Origin of the sequence: Desulfatibacillum alkenivorans DSM 16219 (assembly GCF_900142135.1) — a bacterium.
Taxonomy (GTDB): Bacteria; Desulfobacterota; Desulfobacteria; order Desulfobacterales; family Desulfatibacillaceae; genus Desulfatibacillum; species Desulfatibacillum alkenivorans.
In genome coordinates, this window is record NZ_FQZU01000008.1 from 95972 (window position 1) to 122970 (window position 26999).

Consider the following 26999-nt stretch of genomic DNA (forward strand, 5'->3'; position numbering starts at 1 on the left):
CGACCTAAAGGAGTTAATAATGCTGCTTCTCAATCCCAAAAATTACCAGGACCGGAACTATCCCGACGAACGGTCCAAGGAAATCATGCTCAAGACCATCGAATTTTTCGAGAACAAGGGCTTGGCAAAAATGAAGGAAGACTATTACGCCGCCGAGTTTACGGACGACTTCACCGAGTTCATTAAAAAGGAAGGGATTTTTGAAACCCTTTTCCTGCCCAAGGGATACGGCAGCGAAGACCAATACTACAGCACCTATCGCATGTACGAATTTTCCGAAATCACGGGTTTTTACGGCATGCCATACTGGTACACCTACCATGTTTCCACCCTGGGCCTGGACCCGGTGTTCCTGGGCGACAATGAGGAGCTGAAGCACCGCGCCGTGGAAACCCTGCGCCAGAACCCCTTGTGCGCCTTCGGCCTGTCCGAAAAGGAGCACGGCGCCGACATTTATTCCTCCGAGATGAAGCTCTATCCCCAGGAAGACGGAACCTACCTGGCCCGGGGCAGCAAATATTACATCGGCAACGGCAACAAGGCTTCCACGATCACGGTTTTCGGCAAGATCGCCGACACCGATGAGTACGTGTTCTTTGTGGCGGATTCCCAGCACGAGAAATTCGAGCTGGTCAAGAATGTCATTCACGCCCAGAACTACGTGTCCGAGTTCATCCTCCACGACTATCCTGTGACGGACGCCGACATCACCACTCGCGGCCCCAAAGCCTGGGACGACATGCTGAACACCATCAACATCTGCAAGTTCAACATCGGCTCCGGCGCCACGGGCATTGTCACCCATTCCTTTTATGAAGCCCTGAATCACGCAGCCCACCGCAACGTGTACGGCAAGTTCGTGACGGACTTCCCCCATGTAAAGCGTCTTTTTCTGGATTCCTATTGCCGCCTGGCCGGCATGAAGCTCTTCGGCCTGCGCGCCACGGATTACATGCGCGCCGCCTCCAAGGAAGACAAACGCTACATGCTGTACAACCCCATCATGAAGATGAAGGTGGCCATCCAGGGTGAAGAAGTCCACGAAATGCTCTGGGACATCATCGCCGCCAAGGGCTTTGAAAAGGACAACTACTTCTCCCAGGCCGTGGTGGACCTCCGGGGCTTCCCCAAGCTGGAAGGCACCCGCCACGTGAACATGGCGCTCATCGCCAAGCTGCTGCCCAATTACTTCTTCAATCCCAAAGAATACCCGGAAGTCGGCCGCATCACGGACGCCCGCAATGACGACCACATGTTCGACCAGGGCCCCACCCGCGGCTACGGAAAAATCCAGTTCCACGACTACAACATCGCATACAACAGCGTGGACCTGCCCAACGTGAACATCTTCAAAAAGCAGATCAAGGCTTTTGTGGAATGGCTCATGCTCTCGGGCATGGACCTGGGCAAGCAAATGCTCAACGATTTTGACTTCCTGCTGGCTGTCGGAGAAATCTTCACCATCGTGGCTTACGGGCAGCTCATCATCGAAAGCGCCAAGATTGAAAACCTGGACGACGACCTGCTGGACGAAATTTTTGACGTGTTCGTGCGGGATTTCTCCAGGTACGCCCTGGCCGTCAACGGCAAGCCCACGGCCACGCCCGAGCAAAAGGAAGCCATCCTCAAGTGCATCCAAAGCCCGGTGGTGGATGACGACAAGTTCAACCGCGTCCTGGAAAAACACGTGTATTCCCTCATCGACGCATACACCATGAATCCCTGATTCGTGCTTGCAACGGAAATCCAAAAGGCGGGGGCTTCGGCCCTCGCCTTGTTCGTTTAAAGGCGAGAACCTATGCGAAAAGAGCCCGTGGCCGTCACCGTGCCCGAACTCCAGGAAATCCTGGAACGCTATCTTGCGGCCGACGCCGCCGTCAATTACGCAGTGAAAATCGTAGGGCATCCGGGAATCGGCAAGTCAGACCTCGTCCGCCAGACCGCGGCCAAAATGAATTTTCTGTTCATAGACACCCGGCTGGCCTTCAAGGAAAATATCGACCTGGGCGGATACCCCGTGCCTGACCACGAGTCCCGCCGTATGCTGTATTACCGCCCGGGGTTCATCCCGCCGCCGGAAGTCCCCGAGGGCAAGGACGGCGTCCTGTGGTTTTTGGATGAAGCCAACCGCGCCCATCCCACGGTCATCCAGACGCTGTTTCAGATTATCACGGAAAAAGTCTGCGGAGAGCACGCCCTGCCGGATAAAACCTTTGTGGTCCTGGCCGGAAACCTGGGCGAGGAGGACAACACGGCGCTTACGGAGTTTGACGATTCGGCCCTGGACGGCAGGCTGGCCGTCTTCCATCTGCGGCCCGACGCCCCCAACTGGCTCAATTGGGCGGAAAAGGAGGGCGTTCATCCGTCCATTATACGCTACATAGGCGGGTTCCCTGACAAACTCTGGGACGAGGAAAACATCCACCCCAATCCCCGGGGGTGGCATCAGGTCTCCCAGGCCTTGCGTCTTTCCTACGGCCTGAAAACCGGGGAGGACCTGGCCCGGCTTCTGGAAACCGGCGTTAACGCCCCCCTGGAAAAGATGATCGTCGCCCTGGTGGGCCAGACCGCCGCCAGCGATTTTGTTTTGCAGATAACCTCCCCAAGGGAACTGACGACCCAGGAAATCCTTGACGGCGACCAGGCAAAGCTGGACCTGCTGGCGCAAAACCGCATCAGCCAGGAAGACGCCCTGTGGGCATTGTCCGGCGCGCTCACCGCTTTGCGGGAGCAAAACATGGAGGGCGGGGCCGAGCCCTCCCGGGCCTTGCTGCAAAGCCTGGCCAACACGCTCCAATTTCTGGCCCTGGTGCGGGCGGACATGCGGTTGTCGTTTTTCTACCTGCTTATTAAAAAATGCGCCCTGTTCACCCAGATTCCCAGCGCCCTGAAAATGCTGGATTCCCAAACCGCCGAGGCTCTTTCGGAAAAAATTCGGGATATGCTGGAGGCCCCATGACCGCCGCCCCGTCGCCATGGGAGCCTGTCCTGAAAACCCTGTGGAGCCAAAGCCGTTTTGCGTCCTTCTTTTTTCAGGCCGTGAGCTTCGTCCCCAATGACGGCCTGCCCACCCTGGCCATCACCGCGTTTCAACGCAGGCTCACCCTGTTTTACAATACCGCCTTTGTGGAGCAATCCAGGCCTGAGCATCTCATCGGGCTTTTAATCCACGAAATGCTTCACGTGATTTTCAACCACGACCACCGCCTGATTCCAGGGCGGAATCTCCACGTCCAGAACCTGGCCCAGGACATGGTCATCAATTCCTATATTTGGGAAAACAGGAAATCCTTTTTTTCCCGTACGGGCCGTCATCAGACCCCGGAACTGGAGCTGCCCCCCGGCCTCCCAGTAATACCCAGGTCATTCAGCCGGGATACGGGAAAAACCGACCTCGCCCAAGTCTCGTGGGAAGAGGTCTACGTCTGGCTCAACTCCCGGTCCGCCTTTCCCGACACAAGTAAACGGGAGGAAGATCCCGGCTTGCCAGGCATAGATCAATCCTCCTGGCAGGCCTTGGGGGATAAATCCGGCGCTCCTGAATTCCTGGGCGGCCTGTCCCTCATGGATCAAGGCGGCAAGCCCTTGCCCACGGGCGCCCATTTGTTCGGCGACGCAACGGCCAACGAACAGGCCAACGCCGGCGCCAAGCGGGTGCTTCGGTTCATCCGCCAGGGAGGGGAATGCGCAAACGAGCGGGCCTTGCAGGATCTGGCCTGCCTCATCAAGGCTCCGGCCAAAGTCAAAAGGCCCGTTTGGCGGCGGGAAATCAAGACCATCCTGGACTACTCCCGCCCCAGGGAACAATGGGAGTACGCCTCGTCCAGGTTCAACCGCCGCTATGTGGATGCCGGCATTTACGCCCCCGGCAGGCGCTACACCCACATGCCCCTCATCACCGTGGTGGTGGACGTCTCCGGATCCATGGCCTCCCATCCCAAGGAGATGGAGCAGGCTTTCGGCCTGGTGGAGTCTCTGGTTTCGGATTTTCGCATTAACCTGCTGTGTATGGATCAGGACCTGTTTATTCCGCAGAAGCAGGGGGAGGGCTTCAAAGCCTCCAAGAGCAAGCGCCCCTATTATTATAAAAAAGGCGACTGGCGCTACATCCGGTCCGGCAGCCGGGGAACCACGCTGTTCGCCCCTCTGTTCAACGCCTATATGAGCGGCCGCAAGGAGGCTTTGCTCGTGCTGACGGACGGATTCATCTATGACCTCAAGGCCCTGAAGCCTCATCACCCCACAGTCTGGGCCGTGCCTTCCGCCCGGGAGGTCCGCTTTCATCCGCCTTTCGGCAGGGTCGTAAGCATGGGAGACGCCCCATGACTCAGGAGCAAAACCGGGAGCAAGCCCAGGCCTTGTACGAACAGGGAGTTAAGGAAAGCGCCTTTGATTATGGGGACGGCCTTTCGCGTCTCATCGCTCTGGGCGAGCCCGAACACATCTTCCGGGCCGGAAGGGTTTGGCCGCAGTTTGATTATTCCCTGGGATTTGAAGTCCTGGTGAGGTTGAAAAGCGCCAAGTATATGTATCATGCGGGCCTGGAGTGGAAATCCTTTGACCATAAGGAGGGAACCCGCGTTTTGGCCGTCCTGGCCGATCCCCAATACCTGTTTTACGCAGGCGCCCATTGGAAGCAGTTCGATTTTGAACAAGGCTTTGACGGACTGCTTAAAACAGGCTCCTGCCGATATCTTTATCAGGCCGGCGTTTTGTGGAAAAATTTTGACCACGCCCGGGCTTGGGCCGTGCTGGAATCCCAGGTCGTCCAGGGCGAAGAGTGGCGCGGCCAGGCCTTTGAACACCCCCGCTGGAAAAATGCCCTGTTGCACATCTGGTTGAACTTAGGCTAAAAATTCAGCGTCATGAGCAAGTTCATGGGCTGGTCGTCGTCCGGTTCTATGACCTCCGAGTCCGGCCTTTGGGCGAAGTCGCTTCCCGCCGTCCTGCGGATCATCTTCAGCATCCGGTCAATGTGGCTGATAAACTCCCGGGCGGAAATCATTTCTCCGTAGGTTCTTGTGAAAGCGTAGATGCAAACCCCTTTAGCCTCCATCTCCCGGGCCAGCTCCGCCGCCCCCTCAAGCAGCCTGGCCGCTCTTTTGGCGCAGCCTATGGTGCGCATGGGGTAGAGATCCCACCAGACGGCCGCCGTGCAATAATAGGTGGTGGGGCGGTACGCCTGCAGCGAAATGGAGTCATCGTGCATCCGGGTGTTCATATCAAAGATGGCGCCTATCATTTCATTTTCGGGAATCTGCGGCAGATCCTCACGCAAATAGCCCAATTGCCATTGCACCTCATGGATGGGTTTGCGCACGGCCTGGGGCGTGCAGTCCAGGGGCTTCTCAGGCGAAGTAAAAAGGCTGTCGTCATGTTTCAACACGTTCCTGATCACCTTGACGGAGTTCAACAGGTAGACTGCCCGGATTCCCGTGGGCGATATGGTCACTCCCTTCCAAAACACGGACTCCGCCTTGTCTAAAGCCGCGTATATCTTCCGTTTAAAATGCTCGGTGTTGTATTCGCCTTCTATGGTTCCCCGGCCCGCCCGCAAACGACGCAGGGTCAGCATGGCCTGGGCCAGAAAAATCACGGCGTGCTCGCAGTAAAAATCCTCGGTCAAATACTGGCAGTTCTGCTTGATGAATCCCGCCTCCAGATAAGCCTGCTCGAACATGCCTTCCGCAATGGAATGGGACGGCGCCTCCACGGCCAAGTTTCGAAAAAGAATCATGCGCAGGGTTCTGGCGTTCAAGTGAGTGGGGTCCAGGCTCAAGATGATTCGCAGAATTTCGTTGGCGTCCCAAAAGCGGCGGCGGTAATACAGGGTTTTTGCGATTTCCAGGCCCAAAAGGGAGTTGTGGGGATATCTCAAAAAGGTGCTGAGGGCGTTGGGCTGCTCCTTGGCGTCCCGGTCCCTGGTCTGTATGATGGAGGGATATAGGGTCGCCGTGAACAAAGCCGCAGCCTCCGAATCGGCGCCCAGAGCTTTGTCCACCAGAAGGTCCGGCACAAAGTCAAAATACAAGGTGCTCCACACGCCCATGACCCACCAAATGGTCAGGGACTCGTTATTGAACAGGGTGATCTCCGTGGGCGCGGGGAATAACAGAGCCCGGATGTCATTGATCAGGGCGCATTGCCGGGCGAAATCGGTCAGGCGGATAGCCGGGTCTCCGGGCAGCTTGGCGCTCAGGATAGGCAGCAGATAGTTGTCCAGTCCGTCAAAGGCGCCGGCGGAAACGCCGATGGATAAAAACCGGTTTTGGGTGTAATGCTTGGACAAAGCCCACCGGATGGCCATCTGGTGGGCCAGGGAAAGGGCGCTCCGCAAGCACTGGCGATAGGCCGAAGGATTGCTGGCCGCCTCCTCCTTGGGAAAATCCACGTATAAGGTCGTGATGTCGTGGGACCGCACCTTGCCCCATCGGCCGTAAGCGAACCGGCCGATGGACTGCTGGATGTACCCCTTGAGTTCATTTTTCAGCCATCCCACGATTTCATGGTCGATCACGTCCCCCCGGCTGTACAAGGCGAAACCGATCCGCACCCCTTCCTTATGCTCCGCCTGGGTCATGCCGCCCCGGCACATCTCCACAAGGGTCTCGAAATTCCAATGGGCGCCCAATCGCCCCCGCTCATGCCCCAGCCAGAACGCAAGGCTCCTTAACACATTCTGCTTGTGCAAGGTGTCGGCCTTTTCCTTCTTCAGGCGAGACAGCATGGAGTTGCTCACCCGGGGCAAGTCCAGTTCACACTGGTCCAAAAGCGCGTTCATGCGTTCGGTCAGGGCGCGGACCGACAGGTTCAATTCCAACAGGGTTTCCTTTTGGTCGAAAAAATCCGAAAAATTCATGGGCGTGGGAGGCTTTAAATCCTCCCTTTGCAGAGCGTTTTCCTGGATGAACCGCTCCAGGGCGCCGGCCTCTGCGGCTGGTATGATTGCATTTTTTTCCGCGAACAAAATCAAGGACTTCAGGGCCTTGGCGTTCTCGCTGTTTTGGGCGAACGTCAAGAAATTTTCATGCGTTGGAAAAGCAGCCAATAGGGCTGATATCCTGTTGTTTTTCTTGGAATGCATGCCTTTCTCCTGGGTTTTGCCTGTCACGAACGATTCGGGCGGGAGCCTTTACGATGGAAATAGTCCTTCTTGATTTAAAACAGCTCGGAAAACATTGCAATGTTTTAATGTAAAACGGTAGTTTTTGTAAAACAAACCATTTGTTTGACACGGGACGGGAGCTCGTCTATTCTCTTAATATTCCTAACGCCGGGAGGCCTACGTAAAGCGCCGCTCGCCCTCCGGCAGCTCATGTTCCAATGTAAATTCCACGGGTTGAGCAGGATTATCCGGATTTAAATAGACCATTGCAGCAGCAGGAGCCCCGTTTCCGCCTCTGTACAGGCCTTTTTGCGCCATGTCCCATCTATATGGAATAATGGTTTGTAATAGGACGGTTAGCCCTGTTTGAGGCGGTCTCCGCCATTTTCAGCCGCATGTGAAAATTGCAACAGCGAAAGCAGGTAGTGTTTTAGGACATTGTCGTAACCCGGATCCAAAATTTAAATGGAGCGACCTGTTTGCAACGCAGATGCTGAAATAATTCTGTCAGCCCTTTCATTTTTACAACCCAAAACCACATCAACAGGAGAGCAACTATGGATCAATACAAACTCTTTATTAACGGCGAATTTGTGGATGCAGCCAGCGGCCAAACCTTTGAATCCATCGATCCCGGCACGGGCGTTCCCATCGCCCAGGTGGCCATGGCCGGAGAAGCGGACGCCGAAGCCGCCATCATGGCGGCGCGGCGCGCCTTTGACAGCGGCGTCTGGAGCAACCTCTCCCCCGAGGCCAGGGCCGAAAAACTGAACGCCTTCGCCGACCAGGTCACCCAGCAGACCTTGCGCATGGCCATCACCGAATCCATGGATTCCGGCCAGATCATCGGCCTCGCCAAATATTGGGGCATGCTGGGCTCTCAGTTGATTCGCAATTTCGCCCATTATGCGGCAACCAAGTTTCCCTGGGTGGAGGACATCCCCTACGCCGGCAACGTATTCGCGCCGGGGCGCGACTACATCCGCCGCGAGCCCATCGGCGTTTGCGTGGGCATCATCCCCTGGAACTTCCCCATGAGCATGGCTTTCTGGAAAATCGGCCAGGCCATCGCCATGGGCAACACCGTGGTCTTGAAGCCCGCCACCTCCACGCCTTTGGGCGCGCTCATCATCGCTGAATGCGCCAAGGCCGCCGGCATTCCTCCGGGAGTGGTCAACGTCATCGCCGGCCCCGGCGGGGAGTTGGGCAATGTCCTGTGCACCCATAAAGAGGTGGACAAAATCGCTTTTACGGGGAGCACGGCCGTTGGCAGCCAGATCATGAAAATGGCCTCCGACACCGTCAAGAAAGTCACCCTGGAACTGGGCGGCAAGTCCGCCAACATCATCTGCGACGACGCGGACATGGACATGGCCGTGGAAGGCGCCCTGTTCGGCACCTTCTTCCATCAAGGCCAGGTTTGCGAGTCCGGCACCAGGGTGCTGGTCTCCTCCAAGATCTATGACGAGTTCCTGAGCCGCATGAAAGCCAGGGCCGAAGAATTGCGCGTGGGCTACCAATTGGACCCCGCCTCCCAGCAGGGCCCCCTGGCCAACACCGCCCAACTGGCCACCGTGGAGCGCTACGTCCAATTGGGCCGCGAGGAAGGCGCCGAGGTCGTCACGGGCGGCGAGCGCGCCGTCGTGGAAGGCCTGGATGGCGGCAATTACTACAAGCCCACCATTTTCGCCGCTAAAAACTCCATGCGCATCGCCCGGGAGGAAATTTTCGGCCCCGTGGTCTGCGTCATCAAATACGATTCCGAAGACGAAGCCGTGGCCATCGCCAACGATTCCGACTACGGCCTGGCCGGCGGCGTGTTCTCCCAAAGCACGGCCAAGGCGGAAAGAATCGCCGGGCAGATTCGCACCGGCACCATGTGGATCAACAACTACCACGCCTTCGGCGATTTCTGCCCCTTCGGCGGATACAAGCAATCCGGCGTGGGCCGCGAACTGGGCCATGCAGGTTTGGCCGAATACACCCAGATCAAGCGCGTGCATGTCTCCGCCAGCTCCGATTACAAGAGCAATTTCACCATGAAGCTCTTTTCCGACGATCCCAAAATCCCCTTTGTCCAGTACATCACCCCCACTTTGGTGATCGCCGGACACGGCAGCCTGGGCTCCATCAGCAAGGAAGTGGTGCGTTTGGGCGCCCGTAAGGCCTTGATCCTGAGCGACGCGGGAGTCAAAGGCGCAGGCCTGGTGAAATACGTGGAGGACGCCTTGGGCGATTTCTACGCGGGCGTCTTTGACGACATCGCCCAGGACTCCGATCTGGACACCGTGGACAGGGCCGTGGCCATGGCCCGGGAAAAAGGCGCGGACCTGATTGTCAGCGTGGGCGGCGGCAGCGTCATCGATACGGCCAAAGCCGTATGCGTCACCCTGAAAAACGGCGGCAAGGCCGACGATCACATCGCCCTCATGCGCCTGACCGAACCCCAGATTCCCCACATCTGCATCCCGACGACCTCAGGAACGGGCAGCGAAGTCACCGCGGCCGCGGTCATCAAAAGCCACACCGCAGGCCGTAAGGTGTATATCATCGACAACTTCATCGTGCCCAACACCGCGATTCTGGACCCCATCTTCACCCTGTCCCTGCCGCCCAGCCTTACCGCCTCCACGGCCATGGACGCCATGACCCACGCCGTGGAAGCCTTGACCAGCACCATGTCCAATTCCATCTGCGACGGCCACGCGCTCCAGGCCATCCGCCTGATTGCGGCCAACCTGCCCAGGGCCATCGCCAACGGTCAGGATGAGGAGGCCCGCCTGAACCTGCAGATCGGCGCCACCACCGCCGGTTGGGCCTTCTCCATCGCCCAGGTCGGGCTCGCCCATTCCATGGCCCATACCGTGGGCATGCTCTGCAACGTGCCCCACGGCGCGGCCTGCGGCATCGTGCTGCCTGCGGTCATGCGCTACAACGTGGATCACGCCACGGAGAAGCTGGCCCTGGCGGCCCAGGCCATGGGCGTGAGCATCGGCGGCATGAGCAGGCGGGACGCCGCCCTGGCAGCCGCGGACGCCGTGGAAAAGCTCATGGAATCCTCCGGGCATCCCCTGCGCTTAAGCCAGGTGGGCGTGACCGAAGACGCCCTGGCCCTGGCTCCGTTCCACGCCATCGCAGACTCCCCGACCTTGTTCAACGCCCGGCCGGTCTCCGACCCCAACGACATCGCCGAACTTTACAAACAGGTGTTTTAAACCTTCCGGCGATAGTCCAAACCTGTAATAAAAAGCCCTCATGGATCATTTTCCATGAGGGCTTTTTTGCATGCATTGGCCGATATTTGGGGAATGCTCCAGAAATGCTATCTAAACACAGCCTCATCCATCCAAAACCTGCCGGATGATTTTGGTGAGTTCCGAGGACAAAACCGGCTTATTTAAAACCGCATTCAGGCCGAGTACTTTAATTTTTTCATCGGACAGCATCTGACTGTACCCAGTGCATAAGATAACAGGGATGTCCTGGCGAATCCTTCTGATCTCAAAGGCGAGGACGTCACCCGTCATTTCCGGCATAGTCATGTCCGTTATAACCAAATCAAAAGCACCTGGCTGGGATTTAAGACTGGTCAAGGCGATTATGGGATTTGTATAGACTGCCACCTTGTAACCAGCTTTTTCTAAACTTTGTTTGAAAAGATTTGTGATAGCCTTTTCATCATCCACAAAAAGAATGCTTTCATGCCCCTTCTGCATGTGGATCTGCAGATCCGCCCTTTTAAAATTTTCTTGCTTTGTAACAGGCAGATAAAGAAAGACAGTGGTTCCTTGCCCAGGTTGGCTCTCTATGTGTATGGCTCCATTATACCCTTTAACTATGCCGTAGACAATTGACAACCCCATTCCGGTTCCCTTGTCAACGGATTTGGTGGTAAAATACGGGTCAAAGACACATTTTAAATTGTCTGGAAGAATGCCTATCCCGGTATCTGAAATACGAAGTTCCACGTATTCCCCGGGAATAACTCCCTGTGGAATAAATTCAGAATCGTGAAAGAAGCAAGTGTTTCTGGCCTGAATATCTAAAACCCCTCCCTTCTCTTCCATGGCGTGAAAAGCGTTCGTACATAAGTTCATGTATACTTGATGAATCATTGTTGCGTCCGCCTTAATATAGGCATCTGTTTGCACAGACTGCTGGATGGTAATTGAGGAGGGAAAGGACGATTGGATCAATTTTAGACCTTCATCAAGTATGGGTTTTAATTGTATCGGTTCCACAAATCCTTCGCTGTGCCTTGCGAATCTTAAAATCTGCTTAATGATTTCTTTTGCTCGATTCCCCGCCACGTATATCTCGTGCAGGTTATTCCACAAGGAAGAACCCTGTTTGGCATCACACATGGCCATTTCAGAAAAGCCGACGATAGGGGACAATATGTTGTTAAAATCATGAGCTATTCCCGCCGCCAGATTCCCTATGGCAGCTACCTTTTCCGAGTGATGAATTCGTTTGAGCAATTCACTGTTTTCTTCTTCGGCAACTTCCCTGTCTTTGATCTCTTTCCTAAGCTGTTCATTTACTTTCAAAAGCTCTTGTGTTTTTTGTTGGACGGTTTTTTCAAGGCTCTGGTTGTAGTCGGAAAGAAACTCCGCAATTTGTGTTTGCACCACTACGCCTTTGAATCCATCAGAACTAAAAACGGGTAGAACATCGAAACCGCCGTCCTTCATCTGGACCATGATGGAGTCAATGTCCTGATTGATGTCGATAGCAGGCCTTTCCTGCAAACAATCCAAAATCAAGTTTTTGGGAAATTTGACAATATCCTGAGGGGTTAGAAGACCTCTGTAAGTATTTCCCTCCAGCACAACAATATACCCTGTCTGCAGAATAATATCCTTTACAGAATCTGTACCATCCAGAGGACTGGCCACCGGATAAGAATCCTGAACAAGATACTTGGCTTTCATCGAAGTTTACTCTTGATCGACGCTAAAAGTGTCATAGGCAATTTTTATGGCAAAATCGACTTTGATGATTTCCTTTCTTCCGACATACGGAAATACTCTTTTTTGTAAAATTTCAATCAGCTGGCGAGTTGAGATGCGATTCAGAATACTCTTGTTTACGATGATTGCGGTTACATGATCATCATCCACCTCAAACCGGTCATACCCATCAGGAACTAATAGGTCCAAGCATTGGCCAACTCCGTTCATGCCTAATGGGCAATCACGCCCCAAAATGAGAACATCCTCAAAAGGGGGTAATGAAGTTTTTTCAAAACTCAAAGATACAAACAGGTTCTTTTTCGTGTTTTCCATGGATGGCTTCCTTGTTTATAGAGTCGGTGGGGCTATTCTGAGCGTCGTTTTTGTTCGATTTTTAAGGTGAAAAAAATTTTATCATGAGCAAAGTATGTTGACAACTAAAAAGCTGAATTTGTTGGGAACAAATAAACTGTCCTGGTTTGTAGCACATAAACTGTCCGGTAGAATCTGTTCGCTAAGGAGGCGATCAGATGAGCCGGACCAAATGGCTGCAGGAGACCAGGATTATGAGATTTTTAGAAGCGTATTCATGCTGGACGGAGTCGCGTTTAAGTCAGACGGAAGCGGCCCGATTGTTGGGGATGAGCGACCGGACCTTCCCGCACTATGTGGATCGTTGCCAGGAAGAAGGTGAAAAAGGGGTTTGGAAGACTGTTACTTTAAAACTATCCTTCCTTTTTTTAATGAAATCGCCCCCACGGAATCTTCCATGGGGGCGTCTTTCATCGTCAGGAATTGAACGCCATACACGCCGTCATTCCCGACAGGGACATTCGAGATGACAACTCTGACGACGCTCTTGCGCGAAGCGCCATTTTGAAGTTTTTGATCAAACTTTTTACAAAAAGTTTGCCGCCGGAGGCAGTTTTTCGATTAGGCTCTTTTCCGCTCCGGGATGTATTCCCTTAGAACCTTGCGGGCGGTCTCGTCCGGGCGTAAAACCTCCCGTATTTTTCCGGCCACGGCCATTTGCACCAGGTGGGGCAGGGGCTCATTCACCACGCCCACAATCTCCACGTTTTCCTGGGTTAATGGCAGCAGAACCTTTAACGCCGGACTATCCATGACCGCCTCGGCCAATCGGGACGTCACCTCCCCCAGCATGGCGTTGGCCCAGGTGATGGAAACCGGCGCCACAATGCAATCCGCCTTCATGACCGTGCGGCATACGGCGTCGTCGCCCGAAGCTCCCTTGTGGGCGCCGGCCCGCAGCATCTGGGAAGTCGCAATGGCGTTGGTGCCCAGGGCGATAATCTCTGTTTCGTTCTCAAAGGCGGTTTTGATGTATTTGATCAACGTTGCGCCGATGTTGCCGCCTTGGCCGTCTATCACGCAAATAACTTTTTTCATAGGATAAAGCCTTTCCAAAAATGTTCTGAAAAGAAGCATTCATGCCAGGCTTCATGCCGTGGTTCGGGATGCTGCATTTTAAAAAAACGGGTTTATGCCTTGGCTCCCTGCGTCAGACCTTCATGACCTGATTTTGGGGGATCGGGCGTATGATTTATACAATTGCCGCTCTACAACGCGGCTTTATATTCAAGTTCATTCGGAGGCGCCCCGCGGCTGTCACCAAAACAGGAGTATGCCGGCTAATACGATCGCCCTGGAAACCAGGGAGAGCGTGGTGGTAATGGCCAATACCTGCAATCCGTGCTTGAACCCCAGGATGGACACATAGCGCGGCATGGTTCCGCGCAGCCTTGTGACAGGAACCATCAAAAAACCTCCCGCCAGCAAAGCCACAATGGCCTGATATTCCGTCACCGCGGCGTTGTTCAGCAGGGCGGACATGGACGTAACCCCCACAATGGGGCTGAATATGTACACGCTCACAGGCGCCACAATGGCCGACGGAAAACCCACGCTGTCCACAATGGGGCCGATAAGCCGATCCAGAAACTCGATGGCCCCGGATTCCATCAATATTTGCACCGCAAAGGTGACGGCGATAATGATTACGGCCATTTTGCCGAACAGTTTGGCCCGGGCGTCCCAGGCGTTTTTTAACAAGACCCCGACTTTGCGGCGGCCTTTCGGCGCGCTGTCCTCCGGCGGTTTGACCGCATCCGAGTTTTCCCTCTTGGCGTCGAACGCCGCCCTGCCTGCTATAATCACGTATCCCAGTTTCAACAGGCCGGACAGCCAAAAAACCGCCACATAAACCAGGCACAAGCGCATGCCCAATAAAGGGAGAATGACCGGCAGTTGATAGGTCAGGGTCTCCTTAAAATGCACGGGAACCGTGTTGAACACGGCGCCAAGGACCAGTTCCCTTCCTTTGATCAGGCCGTCCTGGTGAAATTGGGCCAGCATGGTATTGGCCGCGATCAAAGACCCGATGGACGCAAAAAAGGTCACCACAGTCAAAGGCGGCAGCCGGGCGGCCTTGGCCAGGGGCTTGCCCAGGGGCTCGATTTTCTTCGCCGCCCCCAATTGCATGAGCACTTCAAAGCCGAACAGGCTTATGAACATCACGGGCAACACTCTGCCGCAAAGAACGGCGGTCTGCTCTACGGCTGCCAACAACATGAAGACGCTCCGTTAGTTGCGCGCTTTGTTTACGCAAATTATGGCTATGGAGAAAAACACTCCAAACAATACCAGCAGCAGCGCGTATGAAAACAAAGGCGGAACGCCGCCATGGGCCGAAGTTCTTATAGCCTTGGCCGCGTGCGTCAACGGCAGCAGCTTCAATATGGCCTGCACCGCGCCGGGCATGCGGTCCAGAGGAAAGAACGTGCCCCCCAAAAAGGCCATGGGCGTGATGATAAAGCTGGTCACCAGACTTTGGTCCGCATGGGACTTGACCAGCATGGCGCAAATGACCGCCACGGACCCGAACAAAGCCGCGTTGATGACGATCGCCCCCACAAAATAAAGGTTGATCGATAATGTCACCCCAAAGCACAAGGCCAGAACCATGATCACGCTCACAGCCAGCAGAGCCCTTGTGATTGCGGCCGCCACTTCGCCGATCACGTATTGCACGTTGGCCAGCGGCGCTGATTGAAATTCCTCGAATATATGCCAGTAAAACCGGCTGATATTTATCTCGCTGGCTATGGAAAACGCTTGGGTCATGCTGGCCATGGCCACCAGACCGGGAACCAAAAACTGCATGTAAGTCATGCCGTCCATGTCAAAGTCGCGGCCCATGGCGAACCCGAAAGCCGCCAGATACAAAAGGGGAGACACGGCCATGGACGCAATCTGCTTGAAAATTTTGCGTTTAAGTATGACCATTTCCCTGTAATACACGGCAAAGCTACCGTTCATCAATGGCCCCCTTTCTGATGGCTTCCATGCCCTCCATGGCCATGGCCGGAAGAATGCGCGCCGCCATGGGGCGATTTTGCGGGCGCAGCTTCCCCGATGGTTTTCTTACCGGTCTGGGCGATGAATGCGTCCTCCAGGTTTACCCTGCGAACCGTAAATCCCGTGTATTGCCGCCCTTTGGCGCTGGCTTCCGCCTGCTCCCGGGACTTGAAATACTCCGTGCTGATATCCCCGTTGTTCATGGTGTCCAACGCCCATGCGCCCATGCGATCCATCAGGTTCTGGGGCGAGTCGATGACGACTATGGACCCGGTGTCCAAAAAGGCCACCCGGTCGGCCAGAAACTCCGCCTCTTCAATGTAATGGGTGGTCAGCAAAATGGTGGCGCCGTCGTTTTGCGCCTTTTTGATGAACGACCAGATTTTGCGGCGTATGGAAGGATCCAGGCCCACGGTGGGTTCGTCCAGAAACACAATTTTAGGCCGATGCATCAAGGCGCGGGCGATCATAACCCGCCTCTTGAGCCCGCCGGAAAGCTGCTTGATCAGCGTCTTTTTCCGGTCGGCCAGATCCACATATTCCAAAAATTCGTCAATGGCCTTGGCCCGGTCCTTTTTGCCCATGCCGAACAGCATGCCGTGGATGGACAGGTTCTCCTCCACGGTCAGTTCGTTATCCAGGTTGATGTGCTGAGCCACCACGCCGCACTGCATCTTGGCGTCCAGCCTTTGCTTAAGAACGGAATACCCGTTCAAAAAGGCCTCCCCCTCCGTGGGGTTGGTCAGGCTGGTGAGGATGCGGATGGTCGTCGTCTTGCCCGAGCCGTTGGGGCCCAGGTAGGCGAAAAGCTCCCCCTCCCCGATGTTCAGATTAACCCCCCGAAGCGCGTGAACCTTGCCGAATCGCTTGTGCAGGTTGGAGATTTTAATCATGGATTGGTTGATCATTTTCTTCCCCGGGCCGCGCTGATGTCCGTAACCACGTCCTGGAGGGGAACCCGTCTGACGCGATGAGGCAGCACCAGTTGGGATGCGGTTTCAATGTCCTTGGACGCCACCTCTTCCCTGGCGTCGTAGGCGGCCAGGGTCTTGGCGGTCTTCAGCATGATGATGTCGGCCCGGTGCCCGTCCACGCCCACTTCCAGGCAGTATTTGGCGATTTCCGCGTACATGGATTCCGGAACCTTCACCTTGGGATACACCTCCCTGGCTTTGGTTATGCTCTGGGCGATGTTGGCGGACTCCCGGTCGAATTGGGCGGTGAAATCAGCCGGGTTTTCGTCAAAAGCGACCCGGCGCTTCATGATCAGCACCCGGGATTCCATGTCTTCCACGCCGGTCACATGCACGCACAGTCCGAAGCGGTCCAGCAGCTGGGGCCTAAGCTCCCCTTCTTCGGGGTTCATGGTGCCCACCAGGGTGAATTTGGCCGGGTGGGAAAAGCTGACGCCCTCCCGTTCGATGGTGTTCACGCCCATGGCTGCGGAATCCAGAAGCACGTCCACAATATGGTCGTCCAAAAGGTTGACCTCGTCCACGTACAAAATGCCCCGGTGTGCGGCGGCCAAAAGGCCGGGCTCCACCCTTTTGGTCCCTTTACGCAAGGCGTGCTCCAGGTCCAGAGTTCCCACAACCCGGTCTTCCGTGGCGCCTACGGGAAGCTCCACCACCCGGACTTTTCTTTTGTAGGAATCCAGGTCGCCGCTTTTCGGCGCTTCCCCGGTCAGGGCGGTCATGCACTCTTCATAGGCCTCCTGTTCGTCTTCGGGCGAAAGCTCGAAAGGGCAGTCGGAAATCACGTCGATTTCCGGCAGAATGTCGGCCAGGGCGCGCACGGCCGTGGATTTTCCCGTTCCTTTTTCGCCGCGAATCAGTACGCCGGAAAGGGTGGGGTTGATCACGTTCAAGATCAAGGCCAGTTTCATCATGTCCTGACCCACGATTGCTGCAAAGGGAAATACCGTCTTACGTTTCATTTACCAATCCTCGTTCCTTGTAATATCTACGAGCTGTTCCGCCCGGAGGTCTTCCACTTGAAAATACCTGGCGCCAAGGTTTTCGGCCAGCCTGCCTGCCAGGCCGAACCGGACCAGCCCCCGGCTTTCCGTATCCACCACCACGTAGTGAACCCGTTCGTCCAGGGACAGCCGCTCGGCCAGCTCCATGGCTTCAGGCACGGGCTTGCCGCCGTTCAGCCCCACGTTGGCCTTGCCGTCCGTAATAAAAAGGACAATGGGCCGCATGGAGGGATCGCGCACCAGGGCGTTGCGGACCATCTCGGCGCACTTGACCAGTCCGGCGGCCAGGGGCGTCTTGCCGCCCACCGGCAACTCCGCCAACAGCTTGGCCGCCAACTCCACGGAGGACGTGGGCGGCAGGTTGACCAACGCCTCGTCCTTGCGGAACGACACCATGGCCACTTTGTCCCGCTTTTGATAGGCGTCCAAAAGCAGAGACATGATCGCCCCCTTGGACGCCACCATTCTTCCTTTGGCGCCCATGGATCCGCTGGCGTCCACCACAAACAGCAAAAAGTTGCCGATGCGTTTTTCCCGGATTCGCTCCTGCAAATCCTCTTTTTTCAGGATGACGGCAAGGTTGGAATCGCCCTCCGCTTTTCTTCCGGCTTGAAAAGGCGCCGCGTTTCTTAAGGTGGCGTCCAGGGCGATATCGTCCGAATGCTTTCTGGGCCTGCTTTTCACGTACCGGCCCTGCTTTTGCGCAACCCGGGTGCGGGATCTCCGGCCGGAGCCCCGGCGGAAAACCCTGTCCTTAGGCGCCTGGATGCGTTTGACCTTAAAGCTCTGGCCCACCTCGAAAATTTTGTCCATCGAGCTGGACTCCCGCTCTTCCTCCTGCTCAGGAGGCTGCATTTCTTCTTCGGGAGGCGCTTCCTCCTGCTCGGGCGGAGGCGGCGGACCGGCGTCTTCCTGCTCCTGAGTTTCCTCCTGTTCCGGCGGAAGCTCCTGATCCTCTTCCTCGTTCTCCGGAGGATCGTGCTCCGGCGGCTCCTGCTGTTGCTCTTCCTGCTCTTCGGGCTCCGGCGGCGGGGGCGGCGGCGCGGCGTCCCGGGTGCGGTGCAAAAGCGCCATGGGCGCCACGGCCTCAATGTCGCCTTCCGTGACCTCCGTTCTTCCGCCAAGGGCTGCGTGGGCTCTGGCCGCCTGCTCGATGACCAGCTCCGCCCTATGTCCTGCGACGTATTTTTCCGCGCATAAGTTTGCAATAAGATCCCGCAGGCTGTCTTTCATCTTCACTCTGGGCAGCAGCGCCGAGGCCGCCTGGATGGAGTCGGCCGTCTGGGCTTCGGCTTTGGCGAATCTCTCGTGGAAGGCGTCCTTGTCCAGGTCAAAGGCTTCTCTGCGGCGCATGATTCTCGCCCGGGTTTCCACGTCCTGCTCAGACCCGATTTCCACGCACAAGCCGAAGCGATCCAAAAACTGGGGCCGAAGCTCTCCTTCCTCGGGATTCATGGTGCCCACCAGCATGAACCGGGAGGCGTGGCAAACGGAAAGGCCTTCCCGCTCCACCCGGTTTTCACCGGCGCCTGCAGCCGAAAGAACCAGATCCACAATGTGATCGTCCAGCAGGTTGACCTCGTCCACATACAAAATGCCGCGATGAGACTTGGCCAGCAGGCCGGGCTGCAAAACCCGCACCCCGTTTTTTACGGCCAAGTCAAAATCCAGGCCGCCGGCCACCCGATCCTCCGTGGCGTTCAGCGGCAAGGTGACCACAGGCCTGCGTTTAAAGCGAACCTTGGCTTCTTGAACCCTTGCCTGGCAGACCGGACATCGCTCCTCCGGGATATCGGGATTGCATCCGTACGGACAGTCTTCATAAACCGGAATCCGGGGCAGCAGCTTCGCCAAAGCCCTGACAGCCGTGGATTTGGCCGTGCCTTTTTCTCCCCGCACCACAACGCCGCCTACGGCGGGATTAACGGCGCACAATGACAAAGCGCGCCGTAAGGCGTCCTGGCCCACAATGGCGGAAAAGGGAAATACGTTGTTTTTCATTTGTCGCTTCCTGACGCTAAAATTAGCCTGCTTCTGCAGACCGTTGCGTAAAAAATTCGATTGCAAACCCGGCTATTCCGCGCATTCAAAAGGCGGATAAACCACCATCAACCCCTTGGGAACGTCCAGGTTCATATATTTTCTGCAATATTCCCGGTAGACCTGCTCCGGGCAGATGTCCAGGTCCGGGTGAGCCCATTTGGCGAAAGCCAACAGCCCGATCACGCTGTCCGGCCCCCACACCACTTCCGGGCAGATCAACCCCACCCGTTTGTTCCGGATGGCGGATATGGCGCTCCATGCGGGTCTTTCACTCAAGGTTTTAATAAGTTTTTCCGGCTCCTTGTCGTCCCAGTATCCCCAGTCCGGGTACGGGGAGACATGCTTGCAGATAAGGTCCGGGTTTTCCCGGGCTACCCATTCCAGGCTGACGGTGGGCGTTTCCACATCGTTTTCCGCCAGGATGTTCCGCACCCCGCAGATTGGGCATTTGGCGTCCCCGGAAGATCCTCTGGCATAAGACTGTCCAGGCCTTGGACCCCATTCCAAAAAGATGCGCGGCTTTTGCTCCTCGGAAAGCGTGGACGCATATTTTTCAAGGATGGACTCATAGCCCTTTCGCCATTGTACGTATTCATTCGCCGCTTCCTCCGCGCCCAGCAGAGTTGCAAGGGTGGTGACCTCCCTGACAAGAATGTCGTCCCGGTAAAAATCAAACCCAACCACCGGTATGCCGAAGTTTTCGAGCTTTTCTTCCAGACGCTCCACCCGGAGGGCATTGGCGCTGGTGATGACAAGGTCCGGCCGAAGGCTGACGATGATTTCCACATTGGGCGTCTGCCAGGTTCCCACCAAGGGCTGTTTTTCCAATTCGGGAAAATAATTCCGGCTGCCTTTGGCCGAATTGCCGTCCACCCCGACCACCTTATGGATGCAGCCCAGAACCTTGACCGCCTCGCACCGGTAATTGCCAAGCACCACCATGCGTTCCACGGGTTTTTTAAGGGTGATGGTCCGGCCCAAAGAGTCCTGTATAGTGAGAGGACGGTCCGGGCAAGACAGGGCCGGATCCATCATAAGAAACATGAATATTACGGCCGTCAACGCCGGCCTTAGTCTTTTCATTTTGGCCTATCCTTTATCCTGCTTGGAGGACAGCAAAAGGTATAAAAACAAGGGAACCCCGACAAACGAGGTGACGATGCCCACCGGGATCTCCAAAGGGGAAACCACGGTCCTGCCCAAGGTGTCGGCGCTTAAGAGCACCAAGGCCCCCAATATAGCGGCGCCGGGAAATAAGAACCGATGGTCCGATCCTAAAATCAACCGGGCCATATGGGGCGCCACAAGGCAGACAAAGCCGATGACTCCGGTCATGCAAATGATGGCGGCCGTTAAAAACGCCGACGCCGTCACGCAAATCAATCTGATCCGGGAGGTCCGGATGCCCAGGCTTTCGGCCACGTCGTCTCCGGCGGCCATGACGTTCAGGTCCCAGGCGAACCACATCATGATGGGGAGGGATATAACCAAGGCGCCCCCCACAAAGGCGATGCGTCCCCAATCGGCCGAGGCCAGACTCCCAAACAGCCAGTAAATCACCTGGGCCAGTTCGCTTTCCGTGCCCAGGTATTGAAGCAGGGTGGTCATGGCGGAAAAAAGATACATGACCGCAATGCCCGCCAACACCATCATGGTCGGCCCGCCTTTTTTGGAACTGGCCAGGGCGTACATGAAAAGCACGGCGACCAACGAAAAGAAAAAGGCGTTGGAAGCCACCATGGTTTTCGGGTTGCTGGTAATGCCGAACTCCAATACCACCGCCATGGCCGCGCCGAACCCCGCCGCGGATGAAACTCCCACGGTGAACGGGCTGGCCAGAGGGTTTCGCAACACGCTCTGAATCGCCACGCCGGAGACAGCCAGACCCATGCCGGCGACCACCGCCATAACAGCCCGGGGCAAACGAATATCCCAGACGATTTTATATTCCAGGCTTTCTGAAAGAACGCCGCCGGGCCTGATCAGTCCTTCCAGAATGGAAGAGTAAACCTCCCAGGGAGAAATGGTCACGCTGCCTAACGCCGCTGCACAAATGGAGGCGATAATTACAATCCCGCCTCCAAAGAGAATCGCCGCCCATTTTTTTTGACGGCCGGGAATGTTGAGCGCCTTGCCTTTAATCTCCTCAGGGGCCGAGTGAGCTATTGCACTTGCTTTCATAGGGCGGTTTTAGGACAACCTCTTGAGCATATTCTTCGCTTCCTTGCTGTGGCTCTGGAAGGTCGTCGCCTTTTGAAAAGCCAGGTTGGCCTTGTTTTTATCGCCATGGGCCAAAGCCGAATATCCGGCCATGAGCCAGGCTCTGCCCGGAGAGCATCCTTCCTTGGCGGCCTTTTCGTAGGCTGCACAAGCATCGCAGAATTTCCCCGACTCATAAAAAATGTCGGCCCGCAGCATGGTCAGCTCTTTGTCCTTCAAACGCCCCGCGTGCTTGTCCAGCAAAGCTATTGCTTTGTCGGTCTGTTGCATGCGCCGGTAGCAATACACCCCCTGCCTCACCATGGATGCGGTCAACTCCTTTTCCGGCAAAAGCTCCAAGATGGCCACGGCCTCCGCCGGAACGTCCAGGACCAGAAAAAGGTCGGCGGCCAGCTTCTGTTCTTCTTCATTCCATGGGGTGATTTTTCCATAAGCCCATAAGGCCATCAGGCCTTCCTCCAGGCGGTTTTCAGACAGATGCAGATTAGCCAGGGCTTTCCACCATATGGGATCCCCGGGCTCCTTATCCACAAGCCGTTTCACCAGACTCAGGGCTTTTTTGTTCATCTCCAAATCAAGATACTGATGCAGCAGGAACTCGTTCCATCTGCGCCATTCATTGCCTTCCGTATTGACGGCCAGATATTCCACCAGCTGCAACGCCCTCTTGGGCTGCTTGTTTCCCAAATAGGCATGTACCGCGTATTCTCTCCATTGGTTGGTCACCTGCTGGGGAAACTCCTTAAAAAGGCGTTCAAAGGCTGCGATGGAGTCCGCATATTGCTCCGTCATAAGAAAGGCCGCCGCCGCCGAATACAAAAGGTCGGATTTTTTTTCCTCTCCAGTATTGTACGCCTGCAAAAAGCACTGGCCAGCCTTCAGAGTGTCGCCCATTTCGTGACACAGTACGGCCATGTTGCTCCACGCTGCGGAATAATTGGGATCCGCCTTGACGGCTTGCTCAAAGCAGGCCAGGGCGCCCTTGTAGTCCTTGGCCATATACCGGGCGTTGCCCTCGCCGAATTCCACCATGGCCCGGGCTTCTTCCATGTCTTTGGCGTTTTTGGGATCTTGCTTGAACTTGCATAGCAAGGCCGCAGCTTCCGCTGGCTTGTTTTCATTCATAGCCGTATAGGCTTTGTAGAGAACTTGCCGGACCGGCAAAGGCAGCGATTCCTGCGAGTCCGCCTTGGCAAAGCAGATTCCCGGAACGAGCAGTCCAACAGTCACAATCGCCAACATCACATTTTTGAATCTACATCTGAACATGATGCCATCCTTATGCGCCTTCTTATTGTTGGAAGGCCTTTTTGCTTATTCAAAAACAAACTCAATAGTCCTTTTACGCTGCGTCCTGACCGGCCTGCCGTCCACGGTGGGATGACTGAACTTCCAGGAAGGCAGGGTGCGGAGCACTTCCTGCTCAAAGATCCCTTCAGGCTCTGCGCCCAAGATAGTCACTTTGGTAACCTCGCCCTTTTCATTGATATCGAACAGAACTGTTACGGAGCCTTCTATGCCCATTTTTCTGGCCCTGAACGGGAACATAGGCCGGGGCGTATACACAGGCGTCAACGGCGAGTCCAACTCGCTCTCCAGGAAGTCCATTTGCAAATCCGGCGGCTCAGGCGGCGCGGTCATGGAAAAATTTTCCAAGGGAGGAAGCGTCAGCCCGCCTGGGGCCGCCGGCAATCTGGGGTTGACGTCAAAGGCCAGGCGCGGCTTGTTGACCGCCGGCTTAGGCGGCGTGATTGTTTTGAGGGCCTTTGTTTTGGTTTTTTGCGGTTCCTGCTGTTTTTTTTGCGGTTCCCGTTTACGCGCCGGTTGTTCGATTTTCTTTTGCCGGATAACCGATACAGCGGCGATATCCGGACCTTTGGTGCGATCCGGCGTCGCCTTTGACATGAGCAAAGGCATCATCCCAAACAAAAGGAGGTTAAAAGCAAGACCCACAGCGACTGCGGCCGCCCAAAGCAAAGGTCCTCCCCCCAGACTGAAATGCGGATTCATGGACTTTATGGCTGCGCTATCGCCCAACTTAAGCCCCCTCTCCATCCAAGCTAGCCGCCAGGGAGACGTTTTTCGCCCCGGCCAGGCGGGCGTCGTCCATGACGGAAATCACCGTGCCGGTGCTGCTGTCCCGGTCTGCAACCACAACCACCGAGCCTTCCGGGTTTTCAGCCAGCGCTCTTTCTACATGCAGCCTTACGGCCCTCACGTCGATTTCCCGCTTTTCCATGAATATGCGATTATCTTTGGTCACCCCCACCAGGATGGTGGCTTTTTCCTTGGAAACAGCCGTGCTGGCGGTGGGGCGGTGAACGTCGATGCCTGTCTCGCGGACGAAGCTGGTGGTCACCAGAAAAAAAATCAGCAGAATAAAAACCATGTCGATCAGCGGCGACATGTTGATTTCCAGGTCTTTTCTGGCCGCCCTGCGGGCGTTGGATATTCCGATCATGCCGGATGCTCCTGTATGGATGCCGCGTGGACCGAAAGATGAATCACGATCCGCGAAAGCCTGTTTTTTATATTTTCCACGCGTTTTTCCAAAAACGCTTTCATGTACACGGCCGGGATGGCGATCAGCAGCCCCGTCTCGGTGGTGACCAATGCCTCGGAAATGCTTTGGGCCATGGCCTGGGCGTTGCCCGTTCCGAAGGCTGACAGCACGTCAAACGCGGCCATCATGCCGAGCACCGTTCCCAAGAGCCCCAGCAGGGGCGCAATGCCAGCCAGGGCGCCGATGGACGCCAGGTTGTCGTCCAGACGGGTGGAAAGCGCTTTTTCCACTTCCAGCAAAATGCCCCGGTCGCTTTCAGGCTGGCCCGTTCTGCGGGCGAGAAAAGCCTGGATCATCATACGGGCGGCGCCATGGGGGTTGCCCGGGCCTTCCACCCGGCCTTTCATAACCCATTCTTCGGCCTGGGCGCGGCCTGCGTCTCCCCGGGAAAGACGAAAAACCACCAACGCCTTGTGGGCGATTAAAAAACCCAAAGCCAGGGACGTCAGAGCCAGGGGAATCATCACCGGTCCGCCGGCCCTGAAATGCGCGGCTACGTCCCAAAGCGCCCAATAGACTGCTGCACTCATGCCGCCTTCTCCACGGAAACATTGCCGGCGGGCTCGGAGCATAGTTCGTTCACCAGAACCATGGATTTTTCCTCCATCTGCGCCACGTTGCGCTCCACCATCCTCGAAAGCAGGACGTGAGCTACGGTGACCGGTATGGCCACGGCCAGGCCCAGCATGGTGGTGACCAGGGCCTCGGAAATGCCCCCGGACATGAGCCTGGGATCTCCCGTTCCCGCTACGGTGATTACGTGAAAGGTGTTGATCATGCCGGTCACGGTTCCCAGCAAGCCCAATAAGGGAGCGATGGCGGCCAGCATGCCCAGGGTGGGCAGAAAACGTTCCAGCCGGGGGATTTGCCTTAAAATGGCTTCGCCCAGGATATTCTCCATGTCCGCCCGGCAGCGTCCCCGGCAGGATAGCCCTGCAGCCAGCACCAAAGGAACCGGCCGGTTTCCCTTTTGGGTGCACGCCTGCATGCAGGCGTCCCACTTGCCCTGACGCGCAAGGGTCACCACCTTTTCCATAAGCACGTCCACGTTGGTGCGGACTCTCAGCAAAAAGATGAGGCGCTCGATCACCAATAGGCAGGCCAAAACCGCGATGAACAGAATGGGCCAGACAATCAGGCCGCCGCTTTTGATTTGCTCCTTATAATCCAGCCGATGGGCGAACTGCCGCAGGGCCGCGCCTCGGGATACGTCCACCGGAACCGTCTCGGTTTTTCCCGCCATGTAGTCCGCCAGTTGAGCGCGCATGCGGGCGGGCGAGGGTTTTGATAACTGGAAAAACGTTTGGGACGGCTCGGAATACAGCAGAAAATCCGCGTCTCCGTCCAGGCTGGCCATGGCGGAGAAATTGCCCAATGTCATAACCTGGGCCTCCCGGGTTTTCCCTTCTCTGGTGACAATGGGAATTTGCTCCCTGCGCACCTGGCCGCTGTGGACGATTTCCGAAACCAGCAGTTCCACCATGAGCGACAGATCGTCCATGGAAGGGTAACCCTGACCCTGAGATAATTTCCTGATGCCTTCGATGCGCGGGTCCAACCCCAAAGCGCTCTGGGGGCTTTGCAGCAGCAGGGCGTCCAGGTCTTTGGCGTTGCTGCGGATGAAACCCAGCAACTCCTTGACGTCGGCTTCCGCAATAGCAACCTCTTTGGTCAATTCCTTATTCCGGGCGTCCAGTTCGGCGATATGCTTTTCAACCGCGTCGGTTTCCTGGGCAAGCCCTTTGCTTTTAACTTCCATTTCAGCAACGGCCTGCTTCAGTTTGGCTCTGTCCGCAAAGATCTCCGCCTGGATTTTCCTGGCTTCTTCCAGGGCTTCCGCCTTTTCGGCCTGCGCTTCTTTTGCAAGCCGCTCCCTGGCCATTTGCGCTTCCACGCGGGCCGTGCGCACATCTCCGGCCCAGGCTGCGCCGGCAATAAAAAAGAGCCCCATGACGATGGACGTGAACACTTTTATCTTGGATATTTGTTTCATCATGGATTCACCTTTCCCAGCGGCAGAGAGACGATGTCCATGGGAAGCTGCTTTTGCGCCATGGAAAAAGCCCTGGAAAGCTCCGGGACGAACTTTGCCGGAAGGCGCCGCCACTGACCGGTCGCGGAATCCAAGATCCCGCACTGCTTTTCATCCAGGGTTTGGCAGAACATGGCCAGCCTGCCGAATCGCAGCACATTGGCCCGGATGTCCGCGCCTTCCACGTTCAAGGTTTCGGCATACACTTCCACCGTGTTTCCGTATTCCGCCTCCACCAAAAAAGATTCCATGACCTTGCGGTACATTTCTCCGGGAGAGATGTCGGGCGCGGAAATGGTTGTCCTGAGCCTGTCCAGACGAGCCTGTCTTTCGGGTATTAAAAATGCGTCGCCTTCATAGATAAGCAGTTCCAGGCGGGATAAAGAGTCATGCAGAAATGGGGTCAACTCCTCGCCCATGCGGCGGGCGTTTTCAAGCCGGGTCTGCTTTTGAACCACCGCCTGTTCCAGGGACTGCTCCTGTTCTTTAGAGGCTTTCAGAGTCTTGGTCTGTTGTTCCACCAAAGACTGCAGTTCTCTGTAACGGGCTTCCAGTTCCTGGCGTTCAGCGCCCCATTCGTCCATTTTCTTCTGAGCGTCTTGGCGGATGTGAATTGAATCGCCAAGAGGCTTTTCCACCGTGTCCAGCACATTTCCCGCTAACGCCGGCGAAGCAGCCAGCATCAGCAGAAAGCATAAAAAGTATTTCGGGTTCAAGCCGTACTC

At 56.0% G+C, this 26999-nt stretch carries 22 protein-coding genes; 5 read left to right on the forward strand and 17 right to left on the reverse strand.

Annotation, left to right across the window (positions count from 1 at the left end):
* Positions 1–19: 19 nt before the first annotated feature.
* The 4 genes from BUE18_RS09035 (at position 20) to BUE18_RS09050 (ending at position 4853) form a co-directional block, all read left to right on the forward strand.
* Positions 20–1726 (forward strand): acyl-CoA dehydrogenase family protein, encoded by a 1707-nt coding sequence (locus BUE18_RS09035; RefSeq protein ID WP_073475026.1) that lies wholly within the window; start codon positions 20–22, stop codon positions 1724–1726.
* A gap of 72 nt (positions 1727–1798) precedes the next feature.
* Complete coding sequence (locus BUE18_RS09040) at positions 1799–2959, forward strand: P-loop NTPase family protein (protein ID WP_073475028.1); 1161 nt, start codon at positions 1799–1801, stop codon at positions 2957–2959.
* The gene (locus BUE18_RS09045; protein ID WP_073475030.1) at positions 2956–4326 is read left to right on the forward strand and encodes a vWA domain-containing protein; all 1371 of its coding nucleotides are present in this window, start codon (positions 2956–2958) and stop codon (positions 4324–4326) included. Before BUE18_RS09040 ends, BUE18_RS09045 begins: the two co-directional genes overlap by 4 nt.
* Positions 4323–4853 (forward strand): hypothetical protein, encoded by a 531-nt coding sequence (locus BUE18_RS09050; RefSeq protein WP_073475031.1) that lies wholly within the window; start codon positions 4323–4325, stop codon positions 4851–4853. The genes BUE18_RS09045 and BUE18_RS09050 overlap by 4 nt, the downstream gene beginning before the upstream one ends.
* Here BUE18_RS09050 and BUE18_RS09055 read toward each other — a convergent pair.
* A complete protein-coding gene (locus tag BUE18_RS09055; protein ID WP_073475033.1) occupies positions 4850–7084 on the reverse strand; it encodes a hypothetical protein in 2235 nt (744 codons plus the stop codon). The two genes, BUE18_RS09050 and BUE18_RS09055, sit on opposite strands and share 4 nt — an antisense overlap.
* A 578-nt stretch (positions 7085–7662) precedes the next feature.
* Between BUE18_RS09055 and BUE18_RS09060 the strand changes: the two genes are divergently transcribed.
* Entirely contained in the window at positions 7663–10320 is a 2658-nt protein-coding gene (locus BUE18_RS09060; protein ID WP_073475035.1) for an aldehyde dehydrogenase family protein, read from the forward strand.
* A 123-nt stretch (positions 10321–10443) separates the two neighbouring features.
* Here BUE18_RS09060 and BUE18_RS09065 read toward each other — a convergent pair whose 3' ends face one another.
* The 16 genes from BUE18_RS09065 to BUE18_RS09140 all read right to left on the reverse strand — a co-directional run bounded on the left by BUE18_RS09065 (position 10444) and on the right by BUE18_RS09140 (position 26990).
* The gene (locus BUE18_RS09065) at positions 10444–12039 is read right to left on the reverse strand and encodes a hybrid sensor histidine kinase/response regulator (protein ID WP_073475037.1); all 1596 of its coding nucleotides are present in this window, start codon (positions 12037–12039) and stop codon (positions 10444–10446) included.
* Positions 12040–12045: 6 nt separating this feature from the next.
* Positions 12046–12393 (reverse strand): hypothetical protein, encoded by a 348-nt coding sequence (locus tag BUE18_RS09070; RefSeq protein WP_015948329.1) that lies wholly within the window; start codon positions 12391–12393, stop codon positions 12046–12048.
* Positions 12394–12993: 600 nt separating this feature from the next.
* Entirely contained in the window at positions 12994–13470 is a 477-nt protein-coding gene (locus BUE18_RS09075) for a DUF3842 family protein (protein WP_073475143.1), read from the reverse strand.
* A gap of 219 nt (positions 13471–13689) precedes the next feature.
* Positions 13690–14652, reverse strand: coding sequence for a hypothetical protein (locus tag BUE18_RS09080; RefSeq protein WP_073475039.1), 963 nt, complete (start codon positions 14650–14652; stop codon positions 13690–13692).
* A gap of 12 nt (positions 14653–14664) precedes the next feature.
* Positions 14665–15399 carry an ABC transporter permease gene (locus BUE18_RS09085; RefSeq protein WP_073475041.1) on the reverse strand — a complete coding sequence of 245 codons (735 nt, stop codon included), beginning with the start codon at positions 15397–15399 and terminating at the stop codon, positions 14665–14667.
* A complete protein-coding gene (locus tag BUE18_RS09090; RefSeq protein WP_073475043.1) occupies positions 15399–16346 on the reverse strand; it encodes an ABC transporter ATP-binding protein in 948 nt (315 codons plus the stop codon). Before BUE18_RS09090 ends, BUE18_RS09085 begins: the two co-directional genes overlap by 1 nt.
* Positions 16343–17374, reverse strand: coding sequence for a magnesium chelatase ATPase subunit I (locus tag BUE18_RS09095; RefSeq protein ID WP_073475045.1), 1032 nt, complete (start codon positions 17372–17374; stop codon positions 16343–16345). The genes BUE18_RS09090 and BUE18_RS09095 overlap by 4 nt, the downstream gene beginning before the upstream one ends.
* Entirely contained in the window at positions 17375–19417 is a 2043-nt protein-coding gene (locus BUE18_RS09100) for a putative cobaltochelatase (protein ID WP_073475047.1), read from the reverse strand.
* A gap of 72 nt (positions 19418–19489) precedes the next feature.
* Positions 19490–20542, reverse strand: coding sequence for an ABC transporter substrate-binding protein (locus BUE18_RS09105; RefSeq protein ID WP_073475049.1), 1053 nt, complete (start codon positions 20540–20542; stop codon positions 19490–19492).
* Positions 20543–20548: 6 nt separating this feature from the next.
* Positions 20549–21640, reverse strand: a complete 1092-nt coding sequence (locus tag BUE18_RS09110; RefSeq protein ID WP_073475051.1) for a FecCD family ABC transporter permease — start codon at positions 21638–21640, stop codon at positions 20549–20551.
* A gap of 9 nt (positions 21641–21649) precedes the next feature.
* A complete protein-coding gene (locus BUE18_RS09115) occupies positions 21650–22948 on the reverse strand; it encodes a tetratricopeptide repeat protein (protein ID WP_073475053.1) in 1299 nt (432 codons plus the stop codon).
* Between the two features lie 45 nt (positions 22949–22993).
* Positions 22994–23584, reverse strand: a complete 591-nt coding sequence (locus tag BUE18_RS09120; RefSeq protein WP_170868308.1) for an energy transducer TonB — start codon at positions 23582–23584, stop codon at positions 22994–22996.
* Between the two features lie 133 nt (positions 23585–23717).
* Positions 23718–24140, reverse strand: coding sequence for an ExbD/TolR family protein (locus BUE18_RS09125; RefSeq protein WP_015948272.1), 423 nt, complete (start codon positions 24138–24140; stop codon positions 23718–23720).
* Entirely contained in the window at positions 24137–24772 is a 636-nt protein-coding gene (locus BUE18_RS09130) for a MotA/TolQ/ExbB proton channel family protein (protein ID WP_073475056.1), read from the reverse strand. Before BUE18_RS09130 ends, BUE18_RS09125 begins: the two co-directional genes overlap by 4 nt.
* Positions 24769–26238 (reverse strand): MotA/TolQ/ExbB proton channel family protein, encoded by a 1470-nt coding sequence (locus BUE18_RS09135; protein WP_083610888.1) that lies wholly within the window; start codon positions 26236–26238, stop codon positions 24769–24771. The genes BUE18_RS09130 and BUE18_RS09135 overlap by 4 nt, the downstream gene beginning before the upstream one ends.
* On the reverse strand, positions 26235–26990 hold the full coding sequence (locus BUE18_RS09140; RefSeq protein ID WP_073475058.1) for a DUF3450 domain-containing protein: 756 nt from the start codon (positions 26988–26990) through the stop codon (positions 26235–26237). The genes BUE18_RS09135 and BUE18_RS09140 overlap by 4 nt, the downstream gene beginning before the upstream one ends.
* Positions 26991–26999: the final 9 nt, after the last annotated feature.

Coding starts and splice junctions, on each gene's coding strand:
- BUE18_RS09125 (WP_015948272.1), bottom strand. CDS start 24,140: ATGATCGGAATATCCAACGCCCGCAGGGCGGCCAGAAAAGACCTGGAA.
- BUE18_RS09060 (WP_073475035.1), top strand. CDS start 7,663: ATGGATCAATACAAACTCTTTATTAACGGCGAATTTGTGGATGCAGCC.
- BUE18_RS09035 (WP_073475026.1), top strand. CDS start 20: ATGCTGCTTCTCAATCCCAAAAATTACCAGGACCGGAACTATCCCGAC.
- BUE18_RS09040 (WP_073475028.1), top strand. CDS start 1,799: ATGCGAAAAGAGCCCGTGGCCGTCACCGTGCCCGAACTCCAGGAAATC.
- BUE18_RS09090 (WP_073475043.1), bottom strand. CDS start 16,346: ATGATCAACCAATCCATGATTAAAATCTCCAACCTGCACAAGCGATTC.
- BUE18_RS09085 (WP_073475041.1), bottom strand. CDS start 15,399: ATGAACGGTAGCTTTGCCGTGTATTACAGGGAAATGGTCATACTTAAA.
- BUE18_RS09080 (WP_073475039.1), bottom strand. CDS start 14,652: ATGTTGTTGGCAGCCGTAGAGCAGACCGCCGTTCTTTGCGGCAGAGTG.
- BUE18_RS09075 (WP_073475143.1), bottom strand. CDS start 13,470: ATGAAAAAAGTTATTTGCGTGATAGACGGCCAAGGCGGCAACATCGGC.
- BUE18_RS09070 (WP_015948329.1), bottom strand. CDS start 12,393: ATGGAAAACACGAAAAAGAACCTGTTTGTATCTTTGAGTTTTGAAAAA.
- BUE18_RS09055 (WP_073475033.1), bottom strand. CDS start 7,084: ATGCATTCCAAGAAAAACAACAGGATATCAGCCCTATTGGCTGCTTTT.
- BUE18_RS09120 (WP_170868308.1), bottom strand. CDS start 23,584: ATGTCAAAGGCGACGCCGGATCGCACCAAAGGTCCGGATATCGCCGCT.
- BUE18_RS09115 (WP_073475053.1), bottom strand. CDS start 22,948: ATGTTCAGATGTAGATTCAAAAATGTGATGTTGGCGATTGTGACTGTT.
- BUE18_RS09095 (WP_073475045.1), bottom strand. CDS start 17,374: ATGAAACGTAAGACGGTATTTCCCTTTGCAGCAATCGTGGGTCAGGAC.
- BUE18_RS09065 (WP_073475037.1), bottom strand. CDS start 12,039: ATGAAAGCCAAGTATCTTGTTCAGGATTCTTATCCGGTGGCCAGTCCT.
- BUE18_RS09135 (WP_083610888.1), bottom strand. CDS start 26,238: ATGATGAAACAAATATCCAAGATAAAAGTGTTCACGTCCATCGTCATG.
- BUE18_RS09130 (WP_073475056.1), bottom strand. CDS start 24,772: ATGAGTGCAGCAGTCTATTGGGCGCTTTGGGACGTAGCCGCGCATTTC.
- BUE18_RS09110 (WP_073475051.1), bottom strand. CDS start 21,640: ATGAAAGCAAGTGCAATAGCTCACTCGGCCCCTGAGGAGATTAAAGGC.
- BUE18_RS09100 (WP_073475047.1), bottom strand. CDS start 19,417: ATGAAAAACAACGTATTTCCCTTTTCCGCCATTGTGGGCCAGGACGCC.
- BUE18_RS09045 (WP_073475030.1), top strand. CDS start 2,956: ATGACCGCCGCCCCGTCGCCATGGGAGCCTGTCCTGAAAACCCTGTGG.
- BUE18_RS09105 (WP_073475049.1), bottom strand. CDS start 20,542: ATGAAAAGACTAAGGCCGGCGTTGACGGCCGTAATATTCATGTTTCTT.
- BUE18_RS09050 (WP_073475031.1), top strand. CDS start 4,323: ATGACTCAGGAGCAAAACCGGGAGCAAGCCCAGGCCTTGTACGAACAG.